Origin of the sequence: Streptomyces sp. NPDC048523 (genome assembly GCF_043199815.1) — a bacterium.
Lineage (GTDB): Bacteria > Actinomycetota > Actinomycetes > Streptomycetales > Streptomycetaceae > Streptomyces.
The window spans coordinates 641,583-663,746 of the sequence record NZ_JBICWQ010000002.1; the positions used below are offsets into that span (position 1 = coordinate 641,583).

18 protein-coding genes are annotated in these 22,164 nt (G+C 72.2%); 12 read left to right on the plus strand and 6 right to left on the minus strand.

Annotated features, from left to right (window positions below; all coding sequences use genetic code 11):
* The first annotated feature begins 67 nt into the window (after positions 1 to 67).
* Positions 68 to 1,105 carry a rod shape-determining protein gene (locus ACGFWE_RS11910; RefSeq protein ID WP_352383545.1) on the plus strand — a complete coding sequence of 346 codons (1,038 nt, stop codon included), beginning with the start codon at positions 68 to 70 and terminating at the stop codon, positions 1,103 to 1,105.
* Between the two features lie 51 nt (positions 1,106 to 1,156).
* Here ACGFWE_RS11910 and ACGFWE_RS11915 read toward each other — a convergent pair whose 3' ends face one another.
* Positions 1,157 to 1,786 carry a ScbR family autoregulator-binding transcription factor gene (locus ACGFWE_RS11915; RefSeq protein ID WP_393599589.1) on the minus strand — a complete coding sequence of 210 codons (630 nt, stop codon included), beginning with the start codon at positions 1,784 to 1,786 and terminating at the stop codon, positions 1,157 to 1,159.
* Positions 1,787 to 2,101: 315 nt separating this feature from the next.
* On the opposite strand from ACGFWE_RS11915, the gene ACGFWE_RS11920 reads away from it, so the two are divergent.
* Positions 2,102 to 2,602 (plus strand): hypothetical protein, encoded by a 501-nt coding sequence (locus ACGFWE_RS11920; protein ID WP_352384351.1) that lies wholly within the window; start codon positions 2,102 to 2,104, stop codon positions 2,600 to 2,602.
* Between the two features lie 22 nt (positions 2,603 to 2,624).
* Here ACGFWE_RS11920 and ACGFWE_RS11925 read toward each other — a convergent pair whose 3' ends face one another.
* Positions 2,625 to 3,539, minus strand: coding sequence for a DUF4231 domain-containing protein (locus tag ACGFWE_RS11925; RefSeq protein ID WP_352383549.1), 915 nt, complete (start codon positions 3,537 to 3,539; stop codon positions 2,625 to 2,627).
* A gap of 202 nt (positions 3,540 to 3,741) precedes the next feature.
* On the opposite strand from ACGFWE_RS11925, the gene ACGFWE_RS11930 reads away from it, so the two are divergent.
* From ACGFWE_RS11930 to fxsT, 5 genes are all read left to right on the plus strand, one after another.
* Positions 3,742 to 3,906: a hypothetical protein gene (locus tag ACGFWE_RS11930; RefSeq protein WP_393599591.1), complete on the plus strand. Its 165-nt coding sequence runs from the start codon at positions 3,742 to 3,744 to the stop codon at positions 3,904 to 3,906.
* A 155-nt stretch (positions 3,907 to 4,061) separates the two neighbouring features.
* The gene (gene fxsBH / locus ACGFWE_RS11935; protein ID WP_393599593.1) at positions 4,062 to 6,251 is read left to right on the plus strand and encodes a radical SAM/SPASM protein FxsBH, inactivated beta-hydroxylase extension form; all 2,190 of its coding nucleotides are present in this window, start codon (positions 4,062 to 4,064) and stop codon (positions 6,249 to 6,251) included.
* Positions 6,252 to 6,307: 56 nt separating this feature from the next.
* On the plus strand, positions 6,308 to 7,021 hold the full coding sequence (locus ACGFWE_RS11940; protein ID WP_393600197.1) for an AAC(3) family N-acetyltransferase: 714 nt from the start codon (positions 6,308 to 6,310) through the stop codon (positions 7,019 to 7,021).
* 86 nt (positions 7,022 to 7,107) lie between these two features.
* Positions 7,108 to 8,439, plus strand: coding sequence for a TIR-like protein FxsC (locus ACGFWE_RS11945; protein WP_352383555.1), 1,332 nt, complete (start codon positions 7,108 to 7,110; stop codon positions 8,437 to 8,439).
* Positions 8,436 to 12,356, plus strand: a complete 3,921-nt coding sequence (fxsT, locus tag ACGFWE_RS11950; protein WP_393599595.1) for an FxSxx-COOH system tetratricopeptide repeat protein — start codon at positions 8,436 to 8,438, stop codon at positions 12,354 to 12,356. Before ACGFWE_RS11945 ends, fxsT begins: the two co-directional genes overlap by 4 nt.
* 321 nt (positions 12,357 to 12,677) lie before the next feature.
* Here fxsT and ACGFWE_RS11955 read toward each other — a convergent pair whose 3' ends face one another.
* Positions 12,678 to 13,556 carry an alpha/beta hydrolase gene (locus tag ACGFWE_RS11955; RefSeq protein WP_352383559.1) on the minus strand — a complete coding sequence of 293 codons (879 nt, stop codon included), beginning with the start codon at positions 13,554 to 13,556 and terminating at the stop codon, positions 12,678 to 12,680.
* A gap of 156 nt (positions 13,557 to 13,712) precedes the next feature.
* The gene (locus tag ACGFWE_RS11960; protein WP_393599598.1) at positions 13,713 to 14,642 is read right to left on the minus strand and encodes an anti-sigma factor RsbA family regulatory protein; all 930 of its coding nucleotides are present in this window, start codon (positions 14,640 to 14,642) and stop codon (positions 13,713 to 13,715) included.
* A 343-nt stretch (positions 14,643 to 14,985) separates the two neighbouring features.
* Between ACGFWE_RS11960 and ACGFWE_RS11965 the strand changes: the two genes are divergently transcribed.
* The 3 genes from ACGFWE_RS11965 to ACGFWE_RS11975 all read left to right on the plus strand — a co-directional run bounded on the left by ACGFWE_RS11965 (position 14,986) and on the right by ACGFWE_RS11975 (position 18,303).
* Complete coding sequence (locus tag ACGFWE_RS11965; protein ID WP_393599600.1) at positions 14,986 to 15,657, plus strand: ANTAR domain-containing protein; 672 nt, start codon at positions 14,986 to 14,988, stop codon at positions 15,655 to 15,657.
* Between the two features lie 453 nt (positions 15,658 to 16,110).
* Entirely contained in the window at positions 16,111 to 16,662 is a 552-nt protein-coding gene (locus ACGFWE_RS11970) for a hypothetical protein (protein ID WP_352383565.1), read from the plus strand.
* A gap of 114 nt (positions 16,663 to 16,776) precedes the next feature.
* A complete protein-coding gene (locus ACGFWE_RS11975; protein ID WP_393599602.1) occupies positions 16,777 to 18,303 on the plus strand; it encodes an APC family permease in 1,527 nt (508 codons plus the stop codon).
* A gap of 21 nt (positions 18,304 to 18,324) precedes the next feature.
* On the opposite strand, the gene ACGFWE_RS11980 is transcribed toward ACGFWE_RS11975, so the two are convergent.
* Complete coding sequence (locus tag ACGFWE_RS11980; protein WP_352383569.1) at positions 18,325 to 19,023, minus strand: hypothetical protein; 699 nt, start codon at positions 19,021 to 19,023, stop codon at positions 18,325 to 18,327.
* Positions 19,020 to 19,571: a SigE family RNA polymerase sigma factor gene (locus ACGFWE_RS11985; protein ID WP_393599604.1), complete on the minus strand. Its 552-nt coding sequence runs from the start codon at positions 19,569 to 19,571 to the stop codon at positions 19,020 to 19,022. Before ACGFWE_RS11985 ends, ACGFWE_RS11980 begins: the two co-directional genes overlap by 4 nt.
* A gap of 167 nt (positions 19,572 to 19,738) precedes the next feature.
* Here ACGFWE_RS11985 and ACGFWE_RS11990 point away from each other — a divergent pair, with 167 nt between their 5' ends.
* Together ACGFWE_RS11990 and ACGFWE_RS11995 are read left to right on the plus strand one after the other, a co-directional pair.
* On the plus strand, positions 19,739 to 21,082 hold the full coding sequence (locus tag ACGFWE_RS11990; RefSeq protein WP_352383573.1) for an amidohydrolase: 1,344 nt from the start codon (positions 19,739 to 19,741) through the stop codon (positions 21,080 to 21,082).
* A complete protein-coding gene (locus ACGFWE_RS11995; protein WP_352383575.1) occupies positions 21,072 to 22,130 on the plus strand; it encodes a LacI family DNA-binding transcriptional regulator in 1,059 nt (352 codons plus the stop codon). The genes ACGFWE_RS11990 and ACGFWE_RS11995 overlap by 11 nt, the downstream gene beginning before the upstream one ends.
* Positions 22,131 to 22,164 lie beyond the last annotated feature (34 nt).

The following is a 22,164-nucleotide window of genomic DNA, read 5'->3' on the forward strand; positions in this document are numbered from 1 at the left end:
CCCGCACGATGCCACTAAGCCCCGCCACCCGGCGGGGCCCACGGTCTGTGCTCTCGGGAGGACCTCCATGACCGCCAGTCTGGAGCAGCTGCGCCGCTGCCACTTCGCCGTCGACCTGGGCGCGGCGCGGACGCGGGTGTACGTGAAGGGGGCCGGACTCGTCGTCGACCAGCCGTCGGCCGCCGCCGTGAACACCCGTACCGGCGCGCTGATCGCGGTCGGTGAGTTCGCCGAGAAGATGACGGGCCGCACCCCCGACTACATCCGCGTCGTGCGGCCCGTGTCCGGCGGCACCGTCGTGGACATCGAGATGGCCCAGCGGATGCTGCGCCACCTCCTCGGCGACAAGATCCGCCGCAATCTGCGCCGCAAGCCCCGCCTGCGGGCCGCCGCCTGCACCCCGCACGACGCCGACCCGCTGGCCCAGCGTGCGGCGATCGAGACCCTGGTGGGACTCGGGGCGCGGCGCGTGGAGCTCGTGGACACCCTCATCGCCGCCGCCGTCGGCTGCGGACTGCCCGTCGAGCGGCCCGAGGCCACCATGATCATGGTGTGCGGGGCCGCCGCCACGCAGGTCGCCGTGCTCTCGCTCGGGTCGATCGTGACCGCCGAGCGCGTCCCGGTGGGCGGCGAGGCCGTCGATCACGCGATCGTCCAGCACCTGCGTCACGAGCACGAGCTGATGCTGCCCAGTCAGTCCGTACGACCGCTCCAGCTCGCCCTCTCCGGCAACGGCCTCACCCCGCAGGGTCCCGCCTCCACCGAGATCCACGGCCGGGACGTCGCCACCGGCCTGGCCCGTTCCGTGCGAGTCGACACCGCCGCCGTACGGGACGCGATCGAGACCCCGCTGACCGCCGTGCTCGACGGCATCGGCCGGGTGCTGCGCAACTGCCCGCCCGACCTCGTGGCCGACCTCGCCGACCGCGGGATCATGATGGTCGGCGGCTCCGCCCTGCTCCCCGGGCTCGACCAGATGCTGCGGCAGGCCACCGGGATGCCGGTGCACATCGCCGAGCGGCCCGACGTCTGCGCCGTACAGGGTCTGGGGTACATGCTGGAGGGCCGGATCGAGCCGATGTCGCTCGACCCGCTGGCCACCTGAGGCACGACGGGCGCCACGGCCCGCGCCCCCGTGAGACCCCGCCAGACCCCGTCAGACCATTTCGGGCACCAACGCCGTGCCCTCGGGATGGAACCGTTCCAGTCGTCGCGGCGGCACGATGCTCGGCAGCAGCATCTCCCACATGAGGGTGGTCTCCTCGGTCAGGCCGGCCCGCCCGCTGAGGACCTGGGAGCTGAGCTGCAGTCCGGTCCAGGAGCCGACGATCAGCCGGGCCACCCGCCCGGGGTCGAGGTCCGCCTTGACGTCCCCGCGCTGCTGGGCCTGGACGAGGCACTCCCGGAAGAGCTCGATCCACCGGGTGTACGGCTCGCTGACGATGCCCGTCCTGGAGCTCTGGTCGACGACCAGCCGGATGCCGGCCCGCACCCGGACGTCCGCCACCAGCCGCCGGGCCATGGAGTGCACGATGTCGATGACGGTCTGCACCCCGGGTCTGCCCGTGTCCGTGACGGACTCCAGGGCGGAGAACTGCTCGTCGACGAGGGCCTGGGCGAGCTCCTCCTTCGAGCCGAAGTGGAAGTACAGCGCGCCCTTCGTCACCCCGGCCTCCTTCACGATGTCCCCCAGCGACGTCGCGTGGTACCCCTCGGCGTCGAAGGCACGGGCCGCCGCGTCGAGGATGGCCGACCGGGTGACCTCCGCGCGTTCCTGTCCGACCATGCGTCCCACCCCTGCCTGTGTCACGACGTGCTCTGGTGATCAGTTTGTCTTCCCGGCTCCACAGGAAACCAACCGACTGGTACTTGGGAGTCGTCGGCGCGCACGCCGGGCGGGACGGGGTCGCACCATCCCTCTCCCGGCACTCACGGCGCCAAACGATTTTCGCCGGACCGCGTCCGACGAGCCCGGTGTGAGCAGGTGCGCCCCTGCATGCTCCCCGCCGGTCGCGCTACGGTGGAGTTTCCGACGGCTGGGGGAGGCTCTCTCGTGACGAGCGGAACCGCGACGACCCGACAGGCCGCAAGCCGTCCCACCGTGACCACGCCGGCTCCTGTCTCCGTCACCCGGATCGGCGTGACCGGCCACCGCTCCATCCCCGGACCGGTCCTGCCGGGCGTACGGGCGGAGATGCGCGGACAGCTCGGCGGCGGCGCCCTGGAGGCCTTCACCTGTCTCGCGGCCGGCGCCGACCAGATCTTCGCGGACATCGCCCTGGAGAGCGGTGTCCCGGTGACGGCGGTGATCCCGGGCATGGACTACGAGGCCCACCTCGACGACGACGCGGCACGCGCCGGGTACCGCAGGATCCTCGGCGCCTGCGCGCACCGCGTCCAGCTGCCGCCCGAGCCGACGCACGAGGAGGCGTACTTCGCGGCGGGCCGCTGGATCGTCGACCACTGCGACCGTCTGGTCGCCGTGTGGGACGGCCGCCCGGCCCGGGGCCGGGGAGGCACCGGCGACGTGGTGGCCTACGCGCGCCGGACGGGAGTCCCGGTGACCGTCCTGTGGGAGCCGGACGTGCGCCGCGAGCCCTGACGGCGCGTTCCCTGACTGCCCGTCAACTTCCGAACCTGCCCAGCCAGTCCGAGTGCTGCGGTGACACCAGCCGCTCCGCCTCGGCCACCGCCAGGGCCCACCGGTCCTCGGTCACGGTCGTGCTCATCTCGACCCGCAGGGTCTCCAGATCCTGCTCGACGAGCGAGTGCGCGTAGGTCAAGGGCCGGTGCCGGCGCACCTCCTGCCAGGCCACCCCGGCCGCCGCGGACGCGCTGAGCACCCCGGTCAGGTCCCAGCCGCCGAGCATTCCGGCCGCCCTGAGCACGGCGGCGAGCAGGGCCAGCAGGGTCAGTACGGCGGTCACCGACGACCACTGCACGGAGGCGCGGTGGGCCTGCGCGGCACGACGCCGGTACCAGGCGTGCTGTTCCATGAGCCGCTCGCGCAGATAGACGTCGCGCCGCACCGCGAAGGGCTTCGCCCGCACCCGCCGCATCACCGGCGTGATCTGGCCCTCGCCACGAGCGTGGGCGCCGTTCCTGGAGTCCTCCCAGCCCACCTTGCGCATCTCCCTGAGCCGTTCCTCGACCCGCTCCGCGAACAGCGCGTCCGCGTTGGCCACTTGGGAGTGGAAGATGCCCCCGTGCACCATGTACTGCCACGCCAGGGACTTCAGCATCTCGGCGACGGCACGATGGGCCTGCCAGCGTGCGCGGGCACGGCGGCGCGTGGTGTGCAGACCGATGCCGATGGTCAGGGCGTACAACAGCGCGGCCAGGAGCGCCGGGACATGACTGTCCAGGCGCTCGGCCAGCATGGCCGAGGTCGTGGCGGCCAGCAGGACGACCAACTGGGCGCGGACGGCGCGGAAGGATTCACTCTGATGGGTGATCGCCAGTTGATCGTTAACGCGGAACAGCGGGGGGAGGTCGTCGTCGTTCCACGTGCCACCCGGCCCCGGAATACCGACCCTCATGGCCCACCCCCGACAACAGGCTCCCCCGGACATCCGAGTATGCGGGCGCGCGCGCCCCCCAGCCATGCTCCGGAGCCCGACAGCTGAGGTATCGTCCGCCTAAAACCGGGCTGTCTCTGTCTCATGATGCGCATCCGACAGTGGGCCTCTGGTCCCAGTGGGCCGGGGACATGCCGGTCCCCTGGAAGGAGACATCAGACAGATGAAGGCTCAGACGGTCACGGAACGCGCGACGGCCGCCGGTTCCGGCCCCCACGGTCAGCACACCCCGCTGGGTGCGATCGACTCCTCTGCCACGACGAAGGCCGCCGACCGGGTCACGGGTGGCCCGGGAAGGCGTCCCGCACCCTTCAACTCCGCACTGTAGGGCGGACAGTCCGGCCGCGACCGCGCGCTCCGTCCACGGCGGCGCGCGGTCGATCCGCCCGGGATTCGGGTCTGATACCACAACACACGTGTGCGGTAGCCCAATTGGCCGATTCAGGGCGTGCGGGGGTGACGGCGCGCGGTAGCGTGTGCTAAGTGACCGTTTCTCCGGGGGACCACCCACTCCAGCAACTCGTCCTGAAGATCCACAGTCGCTGTGATCTGGCGTGCGACCACTGCTATGTGTACGAGCACGCGGACAAGAGCTGGAAGACCCGCCCGGTCGTCATCGATCAGGACACGGTCCGTCGGACCGCGGCACGGTTCGCCACGTACGCGCGCGAGCACGACCTCGCCTCCGTCACCGTCATCCTGCACGGCGGTGAGCCCCTGCTGGCCGGTCCCGCCCGACTGCGGTCCATCTGCGCCGAGTTCAGTTCCGCACTGGCCGGCGTCACCGAGCTCGAGCTGAAGATCCACACCAACGGCATGCAGCTGAGCCGCCGTCACCTGGAGGTCTTCCGGGAGTACGGCGTCCTCGTGAGCGTCTCGCTCGACGGTGACCAGGCCGCCAACGACCGGCACCGGCTCGACCGCAGGTACCGGAGCAGCTACCACCGCGTCCTGCGCGCGATCGACCTGCTGCGCACCGAGGAGTACCGCCACCTCTTCGGCGGACTGCTCTGCACGGTGGACGTGGCGAACGATCCCGTCGTCGTGCACGACACGCTGTCCGCTCTCTCGCCGCCCCGGATCGACTACCTGCTGCCCCATTCCACCTGGGACTCCCCGCCGCCGCGCGGCTCGTCCGGTTCGGCGACCCCGTACGCCGACTGGCTGCTCGCCGTGTTCGACCGCTGGACGGAACAGGGCCGCAAGGTGCGGGTGCGGACCTTCGACTCGGTGCTCAGCACCCTGCGGGGCGGGCCGAGCCTGACCGAGGCCATGGGCCTGGCCCCGTCCGATCTGGCGGTCGTGGAGACGGACGGCTCCTTCGAGCAGGTGGACTCACTCAAGACGGCCTATGACGGCGCCCCCGCCACGGGCTACCACGTCAACGAGCACACCTTCGAGCAGGTGGCCCGGCATCCCGGCGTACGGGCCCGGCAGCGCGGCCTGCTCGGGCTGTCGGAGACCTGCCGCGAGTGCCCGGTCGTGCAGTCCTGCGGTGGCGGTCTCTACGCCCACCGCTACAGCAGCGAACGTGAGTTCGACAACCCGTCGGTGTTCTGCCGTGATCTTCGCGCTCTGGTCGACGGGATCGCCGAGCGGATCACCGACCGCGCCCTCTCGCCCGCCGTCCTGGACCCCGAGGCCCTGCGGTTCGCCCGGCAGGCACTGGACCGGACCCTCCTCGCCTACGCCAACGAGCGGCTGGCCGGACACCCCGACTGGGACGCGGCCTGGCCGGCACTGCTCCGGCTGGACGCGGACCGGAGCACCGCGGAGCACCTCAACCGGGTGCTGTCCCACCCCTACCTGCGGGCCGCCCTGCGCCATGCCGAGGCGGCCCACAACACCGCCGCCCGCTTCGCCCGCGTCGCGGTGGCCGCGGCCGTCCACGCGCACACCCCGCTGCGACTGACCTGGAAGCAGCCGGACCGGGAACTGCACCTGCCGACCCTGGGCACCCTGACCCTGCCCGCACCGGGGCGGGTGGAGGCCGTGGTGAGCGCGCGGGGTCTCGACGTCCGCACCGCCGACGGGGCTCTCCTCACCGTCGGCGACCAACCCACGGACGCCTGGCGGCCGTTGACGGTTCTCAAGGTGGCGGCCACCGAGCCACTGCTCATCGACGACGCCGACCCCCGCCGTGCGGTCTACCCGGCCCCCGTCACCGCCCCGCTGGACCCGGACGAGCTCGCCGCGTTCCGTGAGCGGTTGCGGACGGCCTACGAGCTCCGCGCGGAGCAGGGGGCCGCGGCCGACGACGACCGCAACGCCCTGCGTGTCGACGCCGTCACCCCGCTCGTCGCCGGAGCCGGGGTGCGGCTCGCCGTCGACGGTCTGGGCGGGCTCGGTGTGGCCGTCGACTTCGAACCCACCATGTTCGTCAGGGAGTTGCCGCGCCTCGGGCGCCGGGCCCGGCTGGCCGCCCTGCGCGCGACGACCGATCTGCATGTGCCGGGCAACCAGGCAGGGCGGGTGCTCACCGAGGCCGTCGACGCCCTGGGCGACGTGGCCTACTGGGGCCCTGAGACCCCCGAGGGCCTGCAGTCCCTGGCCCGGGCCGGACGCGCCCTGGCCGCCCTGACCGAACTGCCCTCCCGCGACCTCACCGAGAGCGGCGAGGTACTGGCCGCGGAGCTGCGCGAGGAGTGGACGGCGATCGCGGGGCGGTCGTGACGAACCAACTGGAGGACCTGCTGGCGGAGTTGCCCGTCCGCCCCGGCACCCCCCTCATGGTGCACGCCTCCCTGAGCGGTACCGGCCTGTCCCCCACCCGGGTCCGTGACGCGCTGCTCGACGCCCTCGGGCCGCGCGGCACGCTCGTCGTGCCCGCCTTCACGCCCGAGAACTCGGACACCTCCCGTGCTCACCGGGCCCTCGTCGCGCACCTGAGCGCGGCGGAGGCCGAGGCGTTCCGTGCGTCGATGCCCCCGTTCGAGCCGGACGCCACCCCCTGCCCGTCGATGGGCGCGCTGGCCGAGTGCGTGCGGACCACTCGGGGGGCCGTGCGCAGTGACCACCCGCAGACCTCGCTGGCCGCGATCGGTCCGCGGGCGGGCGAGCTGCTCGCCGGGCACGACCCGCGCTGCCATCTCGGCGAGCGCTCACCGCTCGCCCGGCTCTACGCCGCCGACGCCCAAGTGCTGTTGCTGCGCGTGGGGTTCGAGGCGTGCAGCGCCTTCCATCTCGCCGAGTACCGCATGACCCCGAGACCGCCCCGGCGACTGTACCGCTGCGTGGCGGGCACCAAGGGAAACTGGTTCACGTACGAGGATGTGGCCTTGGACGACGGCGACTTCGCGGAGGCGGGCGCGCGGCTTCCGGAGGAACTCCTCGTACGGCGGGAATGGGCCAAAAAGCCGGTCACGCTTTTCGACATGAGGGCCGTCGTCGATGACGTATGCGATCAACTGTCCAGATATCGCTCCCGGAATGACCTGAATTAAGTGAACCGCCCGGGCCCTCGGTCGGGCACATTGTTCTTCCGGTTCCAGGTGGCTCGGGCCACGGGGTCATCGACGCGCAGGGGGGCGTGTTGGACATACCTGACGGGGAGTGGGGGCAGGCCCCGGCCGCGGGGCAGCCCTATTTCTTCCTCAGTTACGCCCACACCCCGCCGTGGGGGTCGGGCGGCGGCGACCCCGACCACTGGGTGCACCAGCTCTACCGGGACCTGTGCAACCACATCATGGCGCTGACCGACCTGCCCGCCGGTGCCGAAGTCGGCTTCATCGACCGGGAGATGGGCTCCGGCGTGGGCTGGCCGAGGAAGCTCAGCGAGAACCTGGCCCGCTGCCGTGTCTTCGTGCCGCTGCTGTCCCCGCGTTACTTCACCAGTGAGATGTGCGGCCGGGAACTGTTCGCGTTCAACGAGCGCCTCCTGCATGCCAGGGCCGTCGGCGGACGCGAGGTGTCCGCGATCGTCCCGGCCCTGTGGACGCGCGTCGACTTCCACCAACTGCCGGACTCCATACGCCACATCCACCTGGACCGCACGACCTTCGGCGACCGTTACGCGACCAACGGCTTCTACGGGCTCATCAAGCTCAGCAGACTGCGCGACGAGTACGAGGAGACCGTCCTCACCCTCGCCCAGCGCATCGTCCAGGTGGCCGAGGAGTCTCCGCTGCCGCCCGGCCGGCTGCGCGACTACGAGACGACCCCGAGCGCGTTCCGGCCGCGCGGCGAGGAACCCCGGCACATCCATCTGACGGTGGCCGCGCCCACCCTCGACAGCGTCCCCGAGGACCGGGACTCGCGCCCGTACGGCGAGGACCCACTGGACTGGAACCCGTACCACTCCGAGTCGACGCGCCCGCTGCCCGCGCTGGCGGAGGAGCTGATCCGCTCGCTGGACTACCGGCCCACGGTCTCCTCCTTCGACGACGAGGACACCGAGGGCCCCCTGACCGCCGACCCCGGCGCGGAGGGCGGCAAGACGGGCCGCCCGCGCATCCTGCTGGTCGACCGGTGGACGCTGATGAACGAGGAACAGCGGCACCGATTAAGGGCGTTCGACGCCCAGGCCCAGCCGTGGGTGAGCGCGGTCGTGCCCTGGAACCGCGCCGACGCGCAGTGTCACAGCGACGAGGCGGAGCGCCTGACCATGGAGTTCGAGCGCACGCTGCCCGTACTCCTCGAGCGCGGCAGACGCACCGACTGCCGTAGCGCGGTCAACGGCGTCCCCACGCTCAAGGCGTTCACCGACGTGCTGCCCACCGTCGTGGCGCACACCACCCGGCAGTACCTGAAACACGCGGAGGCCCATCCGCCGCCGGGTCCGCTCGTGCCCAGGCCCCGTCTGCTGGGCCCCATCCAGCCGCCGTACCCGCAAGGCGGACCCGACCACGGAGGAGAAGCATGACGGGCCCGCGCGACGGACGTGTCATCACTTTCTATTCCTACAAAGGCGGTACGGGCCGCACCATGGCGCTGGCCAACACCGCCTGGATCCTCGCCGCCAACGGCAAACGGGTCCTCGCCGTCGACTGGGACCTGGAGGCACCGGGCCTGCACCGCTTCTTCCACCCGTTCCTCGACCCCAAGGCGCTGTCCGCGACCCCGGGCGTCATCAACATCATCCAGGACTACGCCTGGGCCGCGACCACCGGAACCCAGCGCCCCGACGACTGGCACCTGCCCTACGCCCAGGTCGAGCAGCACGCCGTGTCCATCCGCCCCGAGCGCTTCGACCTGCACTTCCCCGAAGGCGGTTCCCTGGACTTCCTCTCCGCGGGCCGCCAGGACCGGGCCTACTCGGCGGCGGTCACCTCGTTCGAATGGGACAACTTCTACGAGCGCCTCGGCGGCGGCACCTTCCTCAGGGCGCTCAGGGCCGGCATGAAGGCGACGTACGACTACGTGCTGATCGACAGCCGTACCGGCCTGTCGGACAACGCCGACATCTGCACCATGGAGATGCCCGACGTCCTGGTGGACTGCTTCACCCTGAGCGACCAGGCGCTGGAGGGCGCGGCGGTCGTCGCCCGCAGTGTCGAGGAGGGCTACCGGCCGCGCCGGATACGGGTGCTGCCGGTGCCGATGCGCATCGACGAGGGCGAGAAGGAGAAGGTCGACGCCGGTCGCGCGCTGGCCCGGATGCGGTTCGAGGGGCTGCCCAAGGGGGCGGACGGCCGGCCGCTGAGCCAGGAGGAACTCAGCGCCTACTGGGGCAGCGTCGAGATCCCCTACCGCCCCTACTACGCCTACGAGGAGACGCTCGCCACCGTCGGCGACGAGAGCGGCATCGCCAACTCGCTGCTGTCCGCCTTCGAGCGGCTCACCGCCGTCATCTCCGACCGCGAGGTCACCTCGCTGCCGCAGATCCCCGAGCCGGTCCGGCTGCGCTGCCGGGACGCGTACCTCAGGCGCCGGCCGCTGACCAGCGTGGCCGACGTCGTGGTCGCCTACGCGGCCGAGAAGCGGATGTGGGCCGACTGGGTCGAGCACCTCCTGAAGCGGGCGGGCTGCGAGGTCACGCTGCACGAGATCTCCACCGGTCCGGTCGAGCCGGCGGAGACCACAGCCCACACCGTGGTGCTGCTGTCGAAGACCTTCCAGGAGTCCCGGTACGCCGACTCCGTCTGGCGCGCCATCGGCGAGCGGAGCCCGGACGGCGCCCGCGGTTCGGTGGTGCCGCTGCGCGTCGAGGAGGTCCCGCTCCCGGAGCCGTGCACCGACCTGCACCGGCTCGACGAGACGGAGTGCGTGGCCGCGCTCCAGCGCGCGCTGGAACTCCCGTTGCAGCAGGCGGAGAGCAGCCCGACGGCCCCGCGCTTCCCGGGCATCACCCCCGGCATCTGGAACGCGCCGCAGCGCAACACGACGTTCACCGGCCGGGCCCCGATCATGGACCGGATCCGCACCCAGCTGGGCGAGCTGTCCGGGCCGCCGCAGCCGCAGGCGCTGTTCGGACTGGGCGGCGTGGGCAAGACCCAGCTGGCCATCGAGTACGTGCACCGGTTCATGGCCGACTACGACCTGGTCTGGTGGATGTCCGCCGAGCACACCGACGACGTCGTCGCCTCGCTCGCCGAACTCGCCCCGCTGATAGGCGCGACGGGCACCGAGGAGGACATGACGAAGGCCGGCCAGGAAGCCGTGCAGCGGCTGTCCCGGGGGTTGCCGACCAAGCGCTGGATCCTCGTCTTCGACAACGCCGGTGATCCCGCGGAACTGGCCCGCTACTTCCCCACCGGGGACGGCGGGCACATCCTCGTCACCTCCCGCAACCAGGCCTGGTCCCAGCACGGGGCGTCCCAGCAGATCGACGTCTTCGAGCGCCAGGAGAGCATCGAGCACCTGACCCGGCGCACCGAGGGCGGCCTGACGGCCGAGGACGCCGACCGGGTGGCGGAGGCCGTCGGCGACCTGCCGCTGGCGGTCGAACAGGCGGCGGCCTGGCTGGCCGAGACCGCCACGCCGATCGAGGACTACCTGCGGCAGCTGGCCCGCCAGACCACCGAGGTCCTGGACCTCAACCAGCCGCCCGACTACCCGCGGACGGTCGCGGCGACCTGGAACGTCTCGATCGAACAGCTGGAGAAACGATCACCCGCGGCGGTACGGCTGCTGCAGCTGTGCGCCTTCCTCGCGCCCGAGCCGATCTCCCAGCAACTGCTCTACAGCAAGGAGATGATCACGGCACTCAAGCCGTACGACCCCTCGCTCCAGGAGAGCCTGCTGCTCGGCCGGGTCATCCGGGAGATCGGCCGGTTCGCGCTCGCCAAGGTCGACCAGAAGACCAACAGCCTCCAGGTGCACCGGCTGGTGCAGGCGGTGATCCGCTCCCAGATGCCCGAGGAGAAGCAGCGGGAGGCCCGGCACGCCGTGCACACCGTCCTGGCGGGCACCCGGCCCGACGGAGACGAACCCATAGACGACCCGACCACCTGGCCCCGCTTCGCCGTCATCTGGCCGCACCTGGCCGCCTCCGACGCCCGCAACTGCCGTGAGCCCGACACCCGCAGGCTGCTCATCGACCGGGTCCGCTACCAGTGGAAACGCGGTGACTTCCTGGCCGCGAGGCGCCTCGCGGAGGACCTGCTCCAGGACTGGAAGCCGGTGCTCGGGGAGGACGACGTCTACTACCTCTACCTGCGCTTCCACCTCGCCAACGTGCTGCGCTCGCAAGGGCGTTACGTGGAGGCCCGGGAGATCGGCGAGGACCTGCTGGAACGCCAGCGCCGGGAGCTGGGCGAGCAGCACCCGCACACCTACGCCACCATGTCCGGGCTCTCCAGCGACCTGGCGGCGCTCGGCGAGTACACCAAGGCGGTCGAGCTGGCCAAGGAGGCGCACACCGGCTTCAGCGAGATCTTCCACGAGTCGCACCGACGCACCCTCAGCGCGGCCAACAACCTTGCCCTCGCCCTGCAGATGGTGGGCAAATACGGCGAGGCACGCGGCATCAACCAGGACACGCTCGACCGGCGCATGGCCGTCCTCGGTCCCGACCACCCGTACACGCTGGCCTCGGCCGAACGCCTCGGCCGCGACCTGCGGGAGGTCGGGCGGTACGCGGAGTCGGTGTCGATCCTGTCGCGCGCGTACGCGGCCCACAAACGGATCCTGACCAAGGAGTTTCCCGGCACCCTGCGCTGCGCCAAGTCCCTGGCGGTGTCGCTGCGCCGCAACGGCCAGCTGGAGGACGCCCGCCGGCTGACCGAGGCGACCCGCAAGCAGTACAAGGACCAGTACTCGGCCGCGACCCCCGACTCGCTGGCCTGCGAACTGAACCTGGCGGCGGACCTGTTCGCGGCCGACGAACGGGACCGGGCCCGCGAGGTGGCCAGGGAGGTGCTCGCCGAGTACATGAAGGTGCCGGGCGAGGCCCACCCGTACACCCAGGCGGCGTTGAACAACCTGGGGATCTTCCACTGGGGCTGCGGAGACCTGGACGAGGCGGAGGCGGTGTTCCTGAAGGTGCTGCCCCGCATGGCGGAGGTGCTGGGCGCGCACCATCCGCACGCCGTGTTCGCCAGTGTGAACTACGCCAACGTCCTGTACGACCAGGGCCGTTTCGAGGAGGCGCGGGAACGGGACGAGGCGGCGCTGCCGGTGCTGCGTGAGGCCCTCGGCGGCCATCACCCCGAGACCCTCGCCGTGGTCACCAACCTGGGGCTCACCCTGCGGGCCCTGGGCCGCGACAGCGAGGCCTGGTCCCTACGGGAGGAGGCGATGGCGGAACTGCGCCTGCTGCTCGGAGAGGACAACGGCATCACCCTGCTGGCAAGCCGCGAACGACGGATCTACCGGGACCTGGAGCCCTTGTCGGTGTGACCCCGCGCGAGGCGGTGCCGCCGGTCATCGGGTCCACAACGCCAACACACCGGCCCGGGCATGCGCCCGGGCCGGCATCCCACGGGGGCGACGGCACCCCACCGGTCAGCACACCGGCCCGGGCAGGGGCCCGGCGTGGCAATGCACCCGTGTAGGCGCGCCCCCGTCTGCCCACCCGCGCGAACACGCACGGTGTGGCGGCCCACCCGGCAGGGCTCCCGCGCGGGCATGCACTCGGCCGGGCAACACTCCCGCGTACACCCACGTGCCCACCCTCAGCGCACCCGCGCGGGCATGCACCCACGCCGCAGTCGCCCGCCCTCAGCGCGTTCGGGTGTCCGCGAGGAGCCAGTCCAGGACGGCCGGTAGGGCTCTCAGTGCGGCGAAGTGGGCCGATGTGGGTTCCAGGACGGCCGTGGCACGGGGGATGCGGTCGGCGAGCCAGGAGGCGTGGGAGGCCGGGGAGAAGGCGTCGTCCTTGCCGTGCCACAACAGCACCGGCACCTTGATCCGCGCCGGGTCGAAACCCCAGGACGCGGTCAGGGCGAGGGCGTCGTCGATCCAGCCGTACGGTGAAGTGCGCAGCGCCTCGCGGTAGTTGCGCAGCAGCATCGAGCGGATGGTGTTGTCCGAGACGATCAGCCGGTCGTCGGCGGTGAGGTCCTCGCGCAGCTCCTCCAGCAGGCGCGCGGGGTCGCTGCGGATGGCGGCGGAGCGCGGGATGATCCCGGCGGCGAAACGCTCGGGGTCGGTGGCGGCCGCGCTCAGGGCGGCGACGTTGGACGGCGCCATTCCGGCGTACCAGTCCAGTCCCTCGGCGTCGCGCGGTGCCCAGCCCACCATCGCCGCCGCCCTGGTGACCCGGTCGGGCAGCAGCGCGGCGCAGGCCAGGGCGTGCGGGGCGCCGGCGGACCGGCCGGCCACCGCGAACCGGTCCAGCTCGAGGGCGTCGGCGACGTCCGCGACGTCCTGGGCCACGTCCGCCACCCGGCGGCGCGGCATGCGGTCCGAACCGCCGTACCCCGGCCGGTCGTAGCTGATGAGGCGGGCGCCGCGCTGGTGGAGGAACATCGAGCGGGGTTTGGGCCCCACCCGGCTGCCCGGCATGCCGTGCAGGAGGAACACGGGGCGTCCGTGCGGATCCCCCGAGACCTCCACCCGTAACCGTCGTCCGTCCGCCGTACACACTTGGTCGGGCACCGTCGCGCTCCCCCCACCAGAGGCCTTGACCGGGCCACGCTGCCCGAACCCTGCCCACGCGGGCGTACGGCGAAACGAAATCGCAGGTCAAAGGGGGCTGGGACCCGGAAGGACCGGCGCAGTTCGGCCAGAGCGGTGACCGTGGTGTGCGGGCCGTCAGAAGGCGAACCAGCAGCGGACCGTCGTGCCGTCCGGTCCGGTGTGCACCCGCACCAGGTCGGCGACGAGGTTGACCATGAGGAGGCCGCGGCCGCCGAACTGGTCCCGGGCGGGCGGCCGGCGCCCGGCCAGCGGGTCGGTGAGGTGTCCCCGGTCGCGGACCTCGCACACCACGTGCCCGTCCTCGGCCCACACTCGCAGCAGACCCGAACCGCCGCCGTGCACCACGCTGTTGGTGGTCAGCTCGGCGACGGCCAGCGCGAGGTCGTCGAGCCGGGGCCGCACGAGCCCGAACCGCTCGGCGGCGTCGGACGCGAAGTGCCGGATCTCGCCGAGCACATCGGAGACGAAGGCGTGGGCGGCGACGTCCGGGGCGGGGGGCAGCGGGGCGTTGTAGCGGGCGTGCACGCCCTCGAAGTCGTACCGTCCGCTCTCCTCCCGGCGCCCGGAGCCGGCGTCGAGGACCACGGGGTGGGTGGCGTAGGCGTCGGCGACGGCCTGCGGGTCCAGGCGCCGGGTGTCGTACGGGCACAGGATGGTGACCGCGCGGCCCTGGAAGGCGGCGTTGATCAGCGCCTCGTGCTGGACGCACGCGGGGTACTCGGTGGCCGAGCGGCCGGCCCAGATCGGTTCGCCGACGATCCGCACCCGGGTGCCGGGCGGCTGGGCGTCGGCGAAGGCGCGCAGCACCCCCGGGATGATCCGGCCGGGGTTGCGCCCGGCCTCGCGCATGTCGAGGAACCGTACGGCCTTCTCGGCGCCGATCTCCGTCTTCAGCAGCCGCAGGTTCTCGGTCGGCACGGCCACGGCCACCGGTTCCCCGGCGTCGAGCGCCTCGTGCACGAACGGCACGACCGCGGCCAGATACTCCTGCTCGTCGCGGTAGAAGAGCGCGGGATGCACGAACGGATCCACGGCTTCGGCCACGGCGTTCACAGCGGCCGCACCGGGTTGCCGACCGCCCGAAGGCGGCGGCGCCGTGGTGCCTCGAACCCAGTCCTCACACCGACTCCCCACTGCCGAACCCGCTCCGTCCCCTTCGATACGTCTCCCCTCCCGAAACGTCTCGTGCCGATACCTGGTCCAGACCGCGTTTACCCCCGGAGTGCGCCCGTCACGCCCCGGCGGGCCGGGTGTACTCCCCGACCGGCCGGGCAGGCGCATCCCAGCACCGCCGGACCCCGCACCGCCACACCCACGGCCGGGGGCGGGATCCGGCGGCGATCGGTGACTCAACGTCGTGACGACTGTGGGGAGCAGCGAGGCGGACATGAGCTCAGCCACACACACATCGCTCGCAGGACGGCTGGACACCCTGGCCATCGACAGCAGCGTGGAGGGGGGCAGGGCCGTGCTCGTCCCCCGCGGCGATCTGATCCACGGCTGTGCGGACACCCTGACCAGGACCCTGGCCGGGCTGCCGGACGACACCGACCGGGTCGACCTGGACATGACCGGCGTGACCTTCATGGACACGACGGGACTGCAGTTCCTGGAGGTCCTCGACACCTACGCCCGCCGCCGTGGCACACGAGTGTCGGCGACCGGCTGGAACGACCAGCCGCGCCGCGTCCTGGAGATGGCCGGTCTGGACCCCGACGATCCGCTGCACGGCCCCGCGACGCGCCGCGAGCCGGTGCCCTCCACGGTGGTCCTGGAGCGCACCCGGCAGCTGGACCGGCTGCGCACGGAGGTCGAGCAGCTCCGGCAGGCGATCCTCACCCGCCCGGTCATCGACCAGGCGCGCGGGGTCCTGATGGCCACCCACGCCTGTTCCCCGGACGAGGCGTGGAACGTCCTGCGGGAGGCGTCACAACTCTCCAACACCAAGCTGCGCACGGTGGCCGCGGTGGTCACGGCCGGTGCCGGGAGCGGTGGCCCGCAGCCTCCGCCCGAGCTGCGCGAGGCGCTGCGGAGGGCCATCGACCGCTGTCTGAACTGACCGGCGGCCGGGTCCCGAGCGCCCGGTCCCGAGCGGCGTCAGTACGGCAGCAGCCGTCCCGAGGGGGTCCTGCGGTCGATCTCGGGCTGCCGGGTGTCACGGGAGGACGAGGGTTGACGGGTGACGCGAACGCGGATCTGGCGGTTCATGGCGCCCTCCTCGGGCCTGGATTCATGTTCCCCGACACGGACCAGCCTCGTCTGCGAGACCCGCCCGCACATCGTGCCCACGGAGGCACCTGCCCTGCCTCTCCGGGACGACCGCACCGCCTTCCGCTACTCCCGGGGGAGGACAACTACCCCTGAGAACGCCCGATCACGCCTTGTCCGGCAGGAAGCGCAGGAACACCGGGCCGCGCACGAGGCGCACACTGGAGGGACGCGGCGCCCGGAAGCCGGTTCGCGCGAGGGCCTGGCGAGGGAGCCCGGGCCGTCAGGGACGCCAGGAGGAGCCATGCGCACAGGCACAGCTCCGGACCGGCCCGCGCCCCGAGCGGCACAGTGGCCCGGTGTCCGACGGTGGCTCGCCGCCGTACGACTGCTCGCTGCCGCACGGCAGTTCTCGGCCATGGGCTCACACCGGCGCCCCGCCCCCGTCGGCCCCTCGCGCCCCGACCAGTTGCGGGCGCTCGTCGCCGTGCTGGACGAGGCGGTGGCCGCGCAGAGGCCGGCCGACGAGGCGGTGGCCGCGTGCGGCGAGCCGGGCCCGGTGTCACGCGGGACGGCACGCGACTGCGGGCTGCAGAGCATCACCGTGCACCGGCTGCGCACCCGCCTCCAGGACCTGCGCACCACCGACCCGGACCTGGTGGCCGCACAGGCCCGCGCGGCCCGGCTGCTCGCCTACGACCTGTGGATGCTGCGCGCCTCGATGAACCTGGCCTTCACCGTCCGCCCCGTCGACCGCACCGAGACGGCCCGTCTGCGCCTCAACGGCCTGGGCCGCCCCGCGGACGACCTGCGGCGACTGCGCGACACCCTGCGCGCGGAGCTCCGGGACGGTTAGGGCCCTCTTTCGGCAAACCCGGTCAAGACTTCCCAATGAACGCTTGTGAGTGTGTGGGGCCGCGCCGATCATTGGCCGAATTCCGCCTGTCCCGCTCATCCGCAGGAGCCCCCGGTGACCGCTGGCCCCATCACCTCAGAGCCGGCCGACGCGCCGCCGGCAGCCCGGTCGGAACGCGAGAAGCTGCGCAAGCACTTCGGCCGCTTCGACATCCTGTTCTTCCTGCTGTGCACGATCGTCGGCGTGGACACCATCGGCTCGGTGGCCTCCCGCGGCGCGGAGGCGTTCACCTGGCTCATCGTGCTGGCCGTCGTGTTCTTCGTCCCCTCGGCCCTGCTGACCGCCGAACTCGGCGCCGCGTTCCCCGACGAGGGCGGCCCCTACATCTGGACCAGCCGGGCCTTCGGCCGCCTGGCCGGCGCGGTCAACAACTTCCTCTACTGGATCACCAATCCGGTCTGGCTCGGCGGCACCCTCTCCGTCTCCGCCGTCACCGCGTACACGACCTTCTTCAACGACGGCAAGGACCTGAGCACCCCGGCCTTCTACGTCTTCACCCTCGCCTTCGTGTGGATCGGGGTCCTCGCCGCGATCCTCTCCTTCGACGTCGGCAAGTGGATCCCCACCGTCGGCGCGTGGAGCCGCTTCCTCCTGCTCGGCCTGTTCACCGCCACGGTCGTCGTCTACGGCGTCCAGCACGGCCTGCACGGATTCGGACTCGGTGACTTCTCCCCGACGTACGCGGGCTTCGTCGGCCTGGTGCCCGTCCTGATGTTCAACTACGTCGGCTTCGAACTGCCCAGCACGGCGGGCGACGAGATGACCGACGCCCAGAAGGACGTGCCGTACGCCGTCTTCCGCAGCGCCGCCCTCTCCGTACTCCTGTACGCCCTGCCGATCCTCGGCATCCTGCTCGTGCTGCCCGTCAAGGCCATCAGCGGTCTCGGCGGGTTCATCGACGCGATCCGCCAGGTCTTCACGGTCTACGGCGGCCATGTCGCCGGCGACGGCACCGCCACCCTCAGCGGCGCCGGGAGCGTGCTCGGGGACCTGGCCGCGGTCCTGTTCATCCTCACGGTGCTCTCCTCGGGCGTGACCTGGGTGATGGGCTCCGACCGCGCCCTGGCCGTCTCCGGCTACGACGGCGCGGCCCCCCGCTTCCTGGGGGTCATTTCCAGCCGCTTCGGCACCCCGGTCCGCGTCAACATCCTCAGCGGTGTGGTCTCCACGGCCGTGCTGGTCCTGGCCCACGAACTCACCTCGGGCAGCGCGGCGAAGCTCTTCGGCGCGGTCCTGGGCCTGGCGATCTCCACCACCCTGGTCAGCTACCTGGGCATCTTCCCGGCGCTCGCGGTGCTGCGGTACAAGGCCCCGGGCGTGCCCCGCCCGTACAAGGCGCCCGCGCCCCTCGCCATCAGCATCGTCCTCACCGTGCTCGTTCTCTTCGCGAGCGTGCAGCTGGTCGCCCCGGGCCTGGGCGACCACTGGTTCGGCAAGGGGTACGCGCCGGACGGCTGGCACCACCACGAGCGGGTGAAGTACCTCCTCACCGAGGCACTCCCACTGCTCGGGTTCATGCTCCTCGGCGTCCTGTTCTGGGCACTGGGCAGGCCGACGCGCAGGGCGGCGAAGGGTGTGTAGCCGCCTGTTCCGCACCGGCTGTCAGTGCGGGTCGAGGCGGGTGGCGAGGTCGTGGGCGGTGGCGCCGGTGAGCTCTCCGATGGCGGGCCCGACGATCTCGATACGGCCCCCGGTGATCGAGGCGCTCACGTAGGGCATGCCCCAGAGCTTGCCGTCGATGACGATGGCGATCGCGTTGCGCGGAAACGAGGCCGGCGCGATGGAGCCGGTGAGGGCGGCGAAGCGGGCCCGGTCGGTGGCGTCGAGGGTCACCTCGACCTGCCAGGTACCGTCCACGCCGCTCTTGTCGGCCTTCGCGGAGGCGACCTGAACGTCCGTCATGCCCTTGGCCCGGTCGGCCTGGACGCAGGACTGCGGGTGATTCGCGCTCGCGGGCACGGGGTAGCCGTCGCTGCCCTGCTTGCAGGCCTGCTCGGTGGCCGAGGTGACCGGCAGGAGGGAGAGCAGGGCCGCCTTCCCGGTGTTTCCGGTGCTGTCGCCCCCCGCGGGCCGGATCACGTTCGCGCGGGGGGTCGAGTCGTCCGCGACGGCCACCCAGGCGGTGGCCACCGCCGCGGCGGCGACGATGCCGACCCCGGCGCGGGCCAGCCGCTGACGGCGCCGGGCGATCCGCAGGGCGCCGTCGGCGAGACCGGCCAGCTGGACACCGGCGTCACCGCCGTTCTCCCGGACATGGGCGTGCAGGGCGTCGTGCAGCGGGTGTTCGGTCGAGTCGTTCATGCGACGAAGCCCCTTCCGGAGGCGGTGGAGGAGGAGGCGGCCGACGGCCCCGCCTCGGCCAGGGCGGAACGGAGAGAGGCGAGGGCCTTGTGGGTCTGGCTGCGGACCGTCCCCTGGGCGACCCCCAGAATCGTGGCGATCTCCGCGTCCGGCCGGTCCTCGAAGTAGCGCAGCACCACCACCGCGCGCTGGCGCTTGGGCAGCCGCCGCAGCGCGGCCATGATGTCCTGCCGCTGGACCACGGTCTCGGCCCAGTCGGTGCCCTGCGCTGACGGCCCGTCCGGCACGGTGTCGGTGACCGTCTCCCGTCCCCAGCTGAGCAGCCGGAAGCGGTCCACCTGGGCGTGGTACAGGGCCCGGCGCACATAGATCTCCGGCTGCTCCCGGTCCCGCAGCTTCGACCAGCGCCGGGCGGTGGCGGCAAGCGCGGTCTGGAGCAGGTCCCGGCCCTGTTCCCAGTCCCCGGTGAGCAGGTAGGCCGTGTGCAGCAGCGATCTCGACCGCGCCGCCACGAACTCGCGGAACTGGCGTTCCTCGTCGGCGTTCAATGCGCCCTCCCTCGTTCCCCCGTAGAGACGGGTGCGGAGGGAGGTTCGACTGCCTTCGCCGTCCAACTTTTTCGACCCCTCGTCCGGTCGGACGAGAGGGACCCGCGGGACGGGGTTGTGCAAAACGTTTTGGATCCTTAGCGTCCGGTTCGGACGGAAGGATCCGCATGATGCGCCGACTGATCGTGACGTCCTGTTCGGTGCTTCTCGTGCCCGAGCAGGGCCCCTGCCGGGTGGAGACCGAGCAGGACATCCTGGTGGAGGACGGGGTGATCGCCTGGCTGGGTCCGGCGGGCTCCGGGCCGGACGCGACCGGGGCCGAGACCGTGGACGGCACGGGACTGATCGCCGTGCCCGGGCTGGTGAACGCCCACACGCACGGGCCGATGACGCTGATGCGCGGCGCCGCCGAGGACGTGAGTGTCGAGGCCTGGTTCAACGAGCGGGTGTGGCCCATGGAGGTCAACCTCACGCCGGCCGACGTCGGCCTCGGCGCGGAGCTGGCCTGTGCGGAGATGCTGCTCAGCGGGGTGACCACGTTCGCCGACCACTACTTCCACGCCGAGCGGATCGCCGACGCCGTCGTACGGACCGGCATCCGGGCCGACATCGCGCCGACCTACTTCAGCAGCCGGGGCCGCGCCGCCCTGGAGGAGAGCGCCGGGACCGTCGCCGCCCTGCACGGCTCGGGCGACGGACGGATCACCGCGTCTCTGGGCCCGCACGCGCCGTACACCGTCGAGGACGCGGACCTGGTCCGGGTCGCGGAGCTGGCCCGGGACCTGGGCGTACGGATCCACCTGCACGCCGCCGAGCACCTGGAGCAGACCGAGTCGAGCCTGGCGCGGCGTGGCATCACGCCCATCACGGTGCTGGAGCGCACCGGTGTGCTGGACGCGGGCGCGCTGATCGCGCACGGGTGCGGCATCGTGCCGGACGACCTGCCGACGCTGGCGGCACACCGGGACCGTACGGGTGTGGCCTGCTGCCCGAAGGTGTATCTGAAGCACGCCCTGCATCCGCTCACGCCGGTGCGGAGCCTGCTGGACGCCGGTGTCGCCGTCGGAGCCGGGACGGACGGGGCGGCCGGACACAACACGCTGGACGTGTGGGAGGCGATGCGGCTGGTCGCGCTGACCCAGAAGCAGGCCGAGCGGGACGCCACCTGGATGACGGTCTCCGACACGGTCCGGCTGGCCACGCGCGGCGGGGCCCGGGCGCTCGGGCTCGGGGACCGGATCGGCGCGCTGGAGCCTGGCCGGGCCGCGGACATCGTGCTGGTCGACCTGGGCGGAGCACACTGCCGGCCGGTGCACGACCCGGTGGCGGCCCTGGTCTACAGCGCGCGGGCGAGCGATGTGCGCACGGTCCTGGTCGACGGACGGGTCGTCGTGCGCGACGGCCGGCTGCTGACGGTGGACCTGCCGGACCTGCTGACCGAGATCGAGGCCCGCGTGCCCGCACTCCTGGACACCTCGCACGGCAGGGCGGTGCAGCACTATGACCCGTGAGCAGGACGAGGACGGAGGGCGCCGCCGGTTGCGGCGGCCCGCGTCGATCAAGGACGTGGCCGCCGCCGCCCGGGTCAGCCCGACCACGGTGTCGCACGTGCTGAGCGGCAACCGGCCGGTCGCGGAGGAGACGGCCGAGCGGGTCCGCGCGGTCGTGAGCCGGCTCGGCTACGTACCGGCCTCGACGGCACGCAATCTGCAGGCCGGTTCGACCAACGTCATAGGGCTGCTGGTGCCCGACATCACCAACCAGTTCTTCGCCGAGCTCGCCAAGGGCGTCGAGGACGCCGCCCATGACCTGGGCTACGGGGTCATCCTGTGCAACACCGAGTTCGACCCCGACCGCGAGGACCGCTATCTGGAACTGCTGCGCGGCCGGTTCATCGACGGCATGGTGTACGCCTCGGGGTCGCCGCCCTCCCACGGCCGGCTGGCCTCGCTGCTCGGGCGGTTCCCCATCGCCCTGGCCGACGAGGTCGTCCCCGGGCTGCTGGAGCAGACCATCCTGGTCACCGCCGACCACCGCGCGGGCGGCAGGCTGATCGGGCAGCACCTGAGGGAGCTGGGCCACCGCCGGGTCCTGGCGATCAGCGGCCCGGTGGACCTGGTCAGCAGCCTGGAGCGGATCGCCGGTTTCCGGGAGGCGTTCGGCGACGCGGGGGTCACCGAGGTCGAGGGCGCCTTCGTCGAGCGGTCCGGCTACCACCTGGTCGCCGCGGCCCTGAAGGACGGCGGCCCGAGCCCCTTCACCGCGGTGTTCGCCGCCAACGACCTCATGGCCCTCGGCGCGGTCGCCGCCCTGGAGGACGCCGGGCTGCGCGTCCCCGACGACGTCTCGGTGGCGGGCTTCGACGACATCATGCTGGCCTCGCGGGTCCACCCCCGCCTCACCACCGTCCACCAGCCCGCCTACGACGTCGGCCGCACGGCCGGCGCCCAGCTGCTGAGCTACGTCCACCGGGACGAGGTGCCCCCCGCCTCCCGGCACATCCTGCCGGTCCGGCTGAAGGTCCGTGACAGCACGGCACCGGCACGGCCACCCCGCTGAACAGGGCCCCGCACCACTCAACACCCCTCACCCG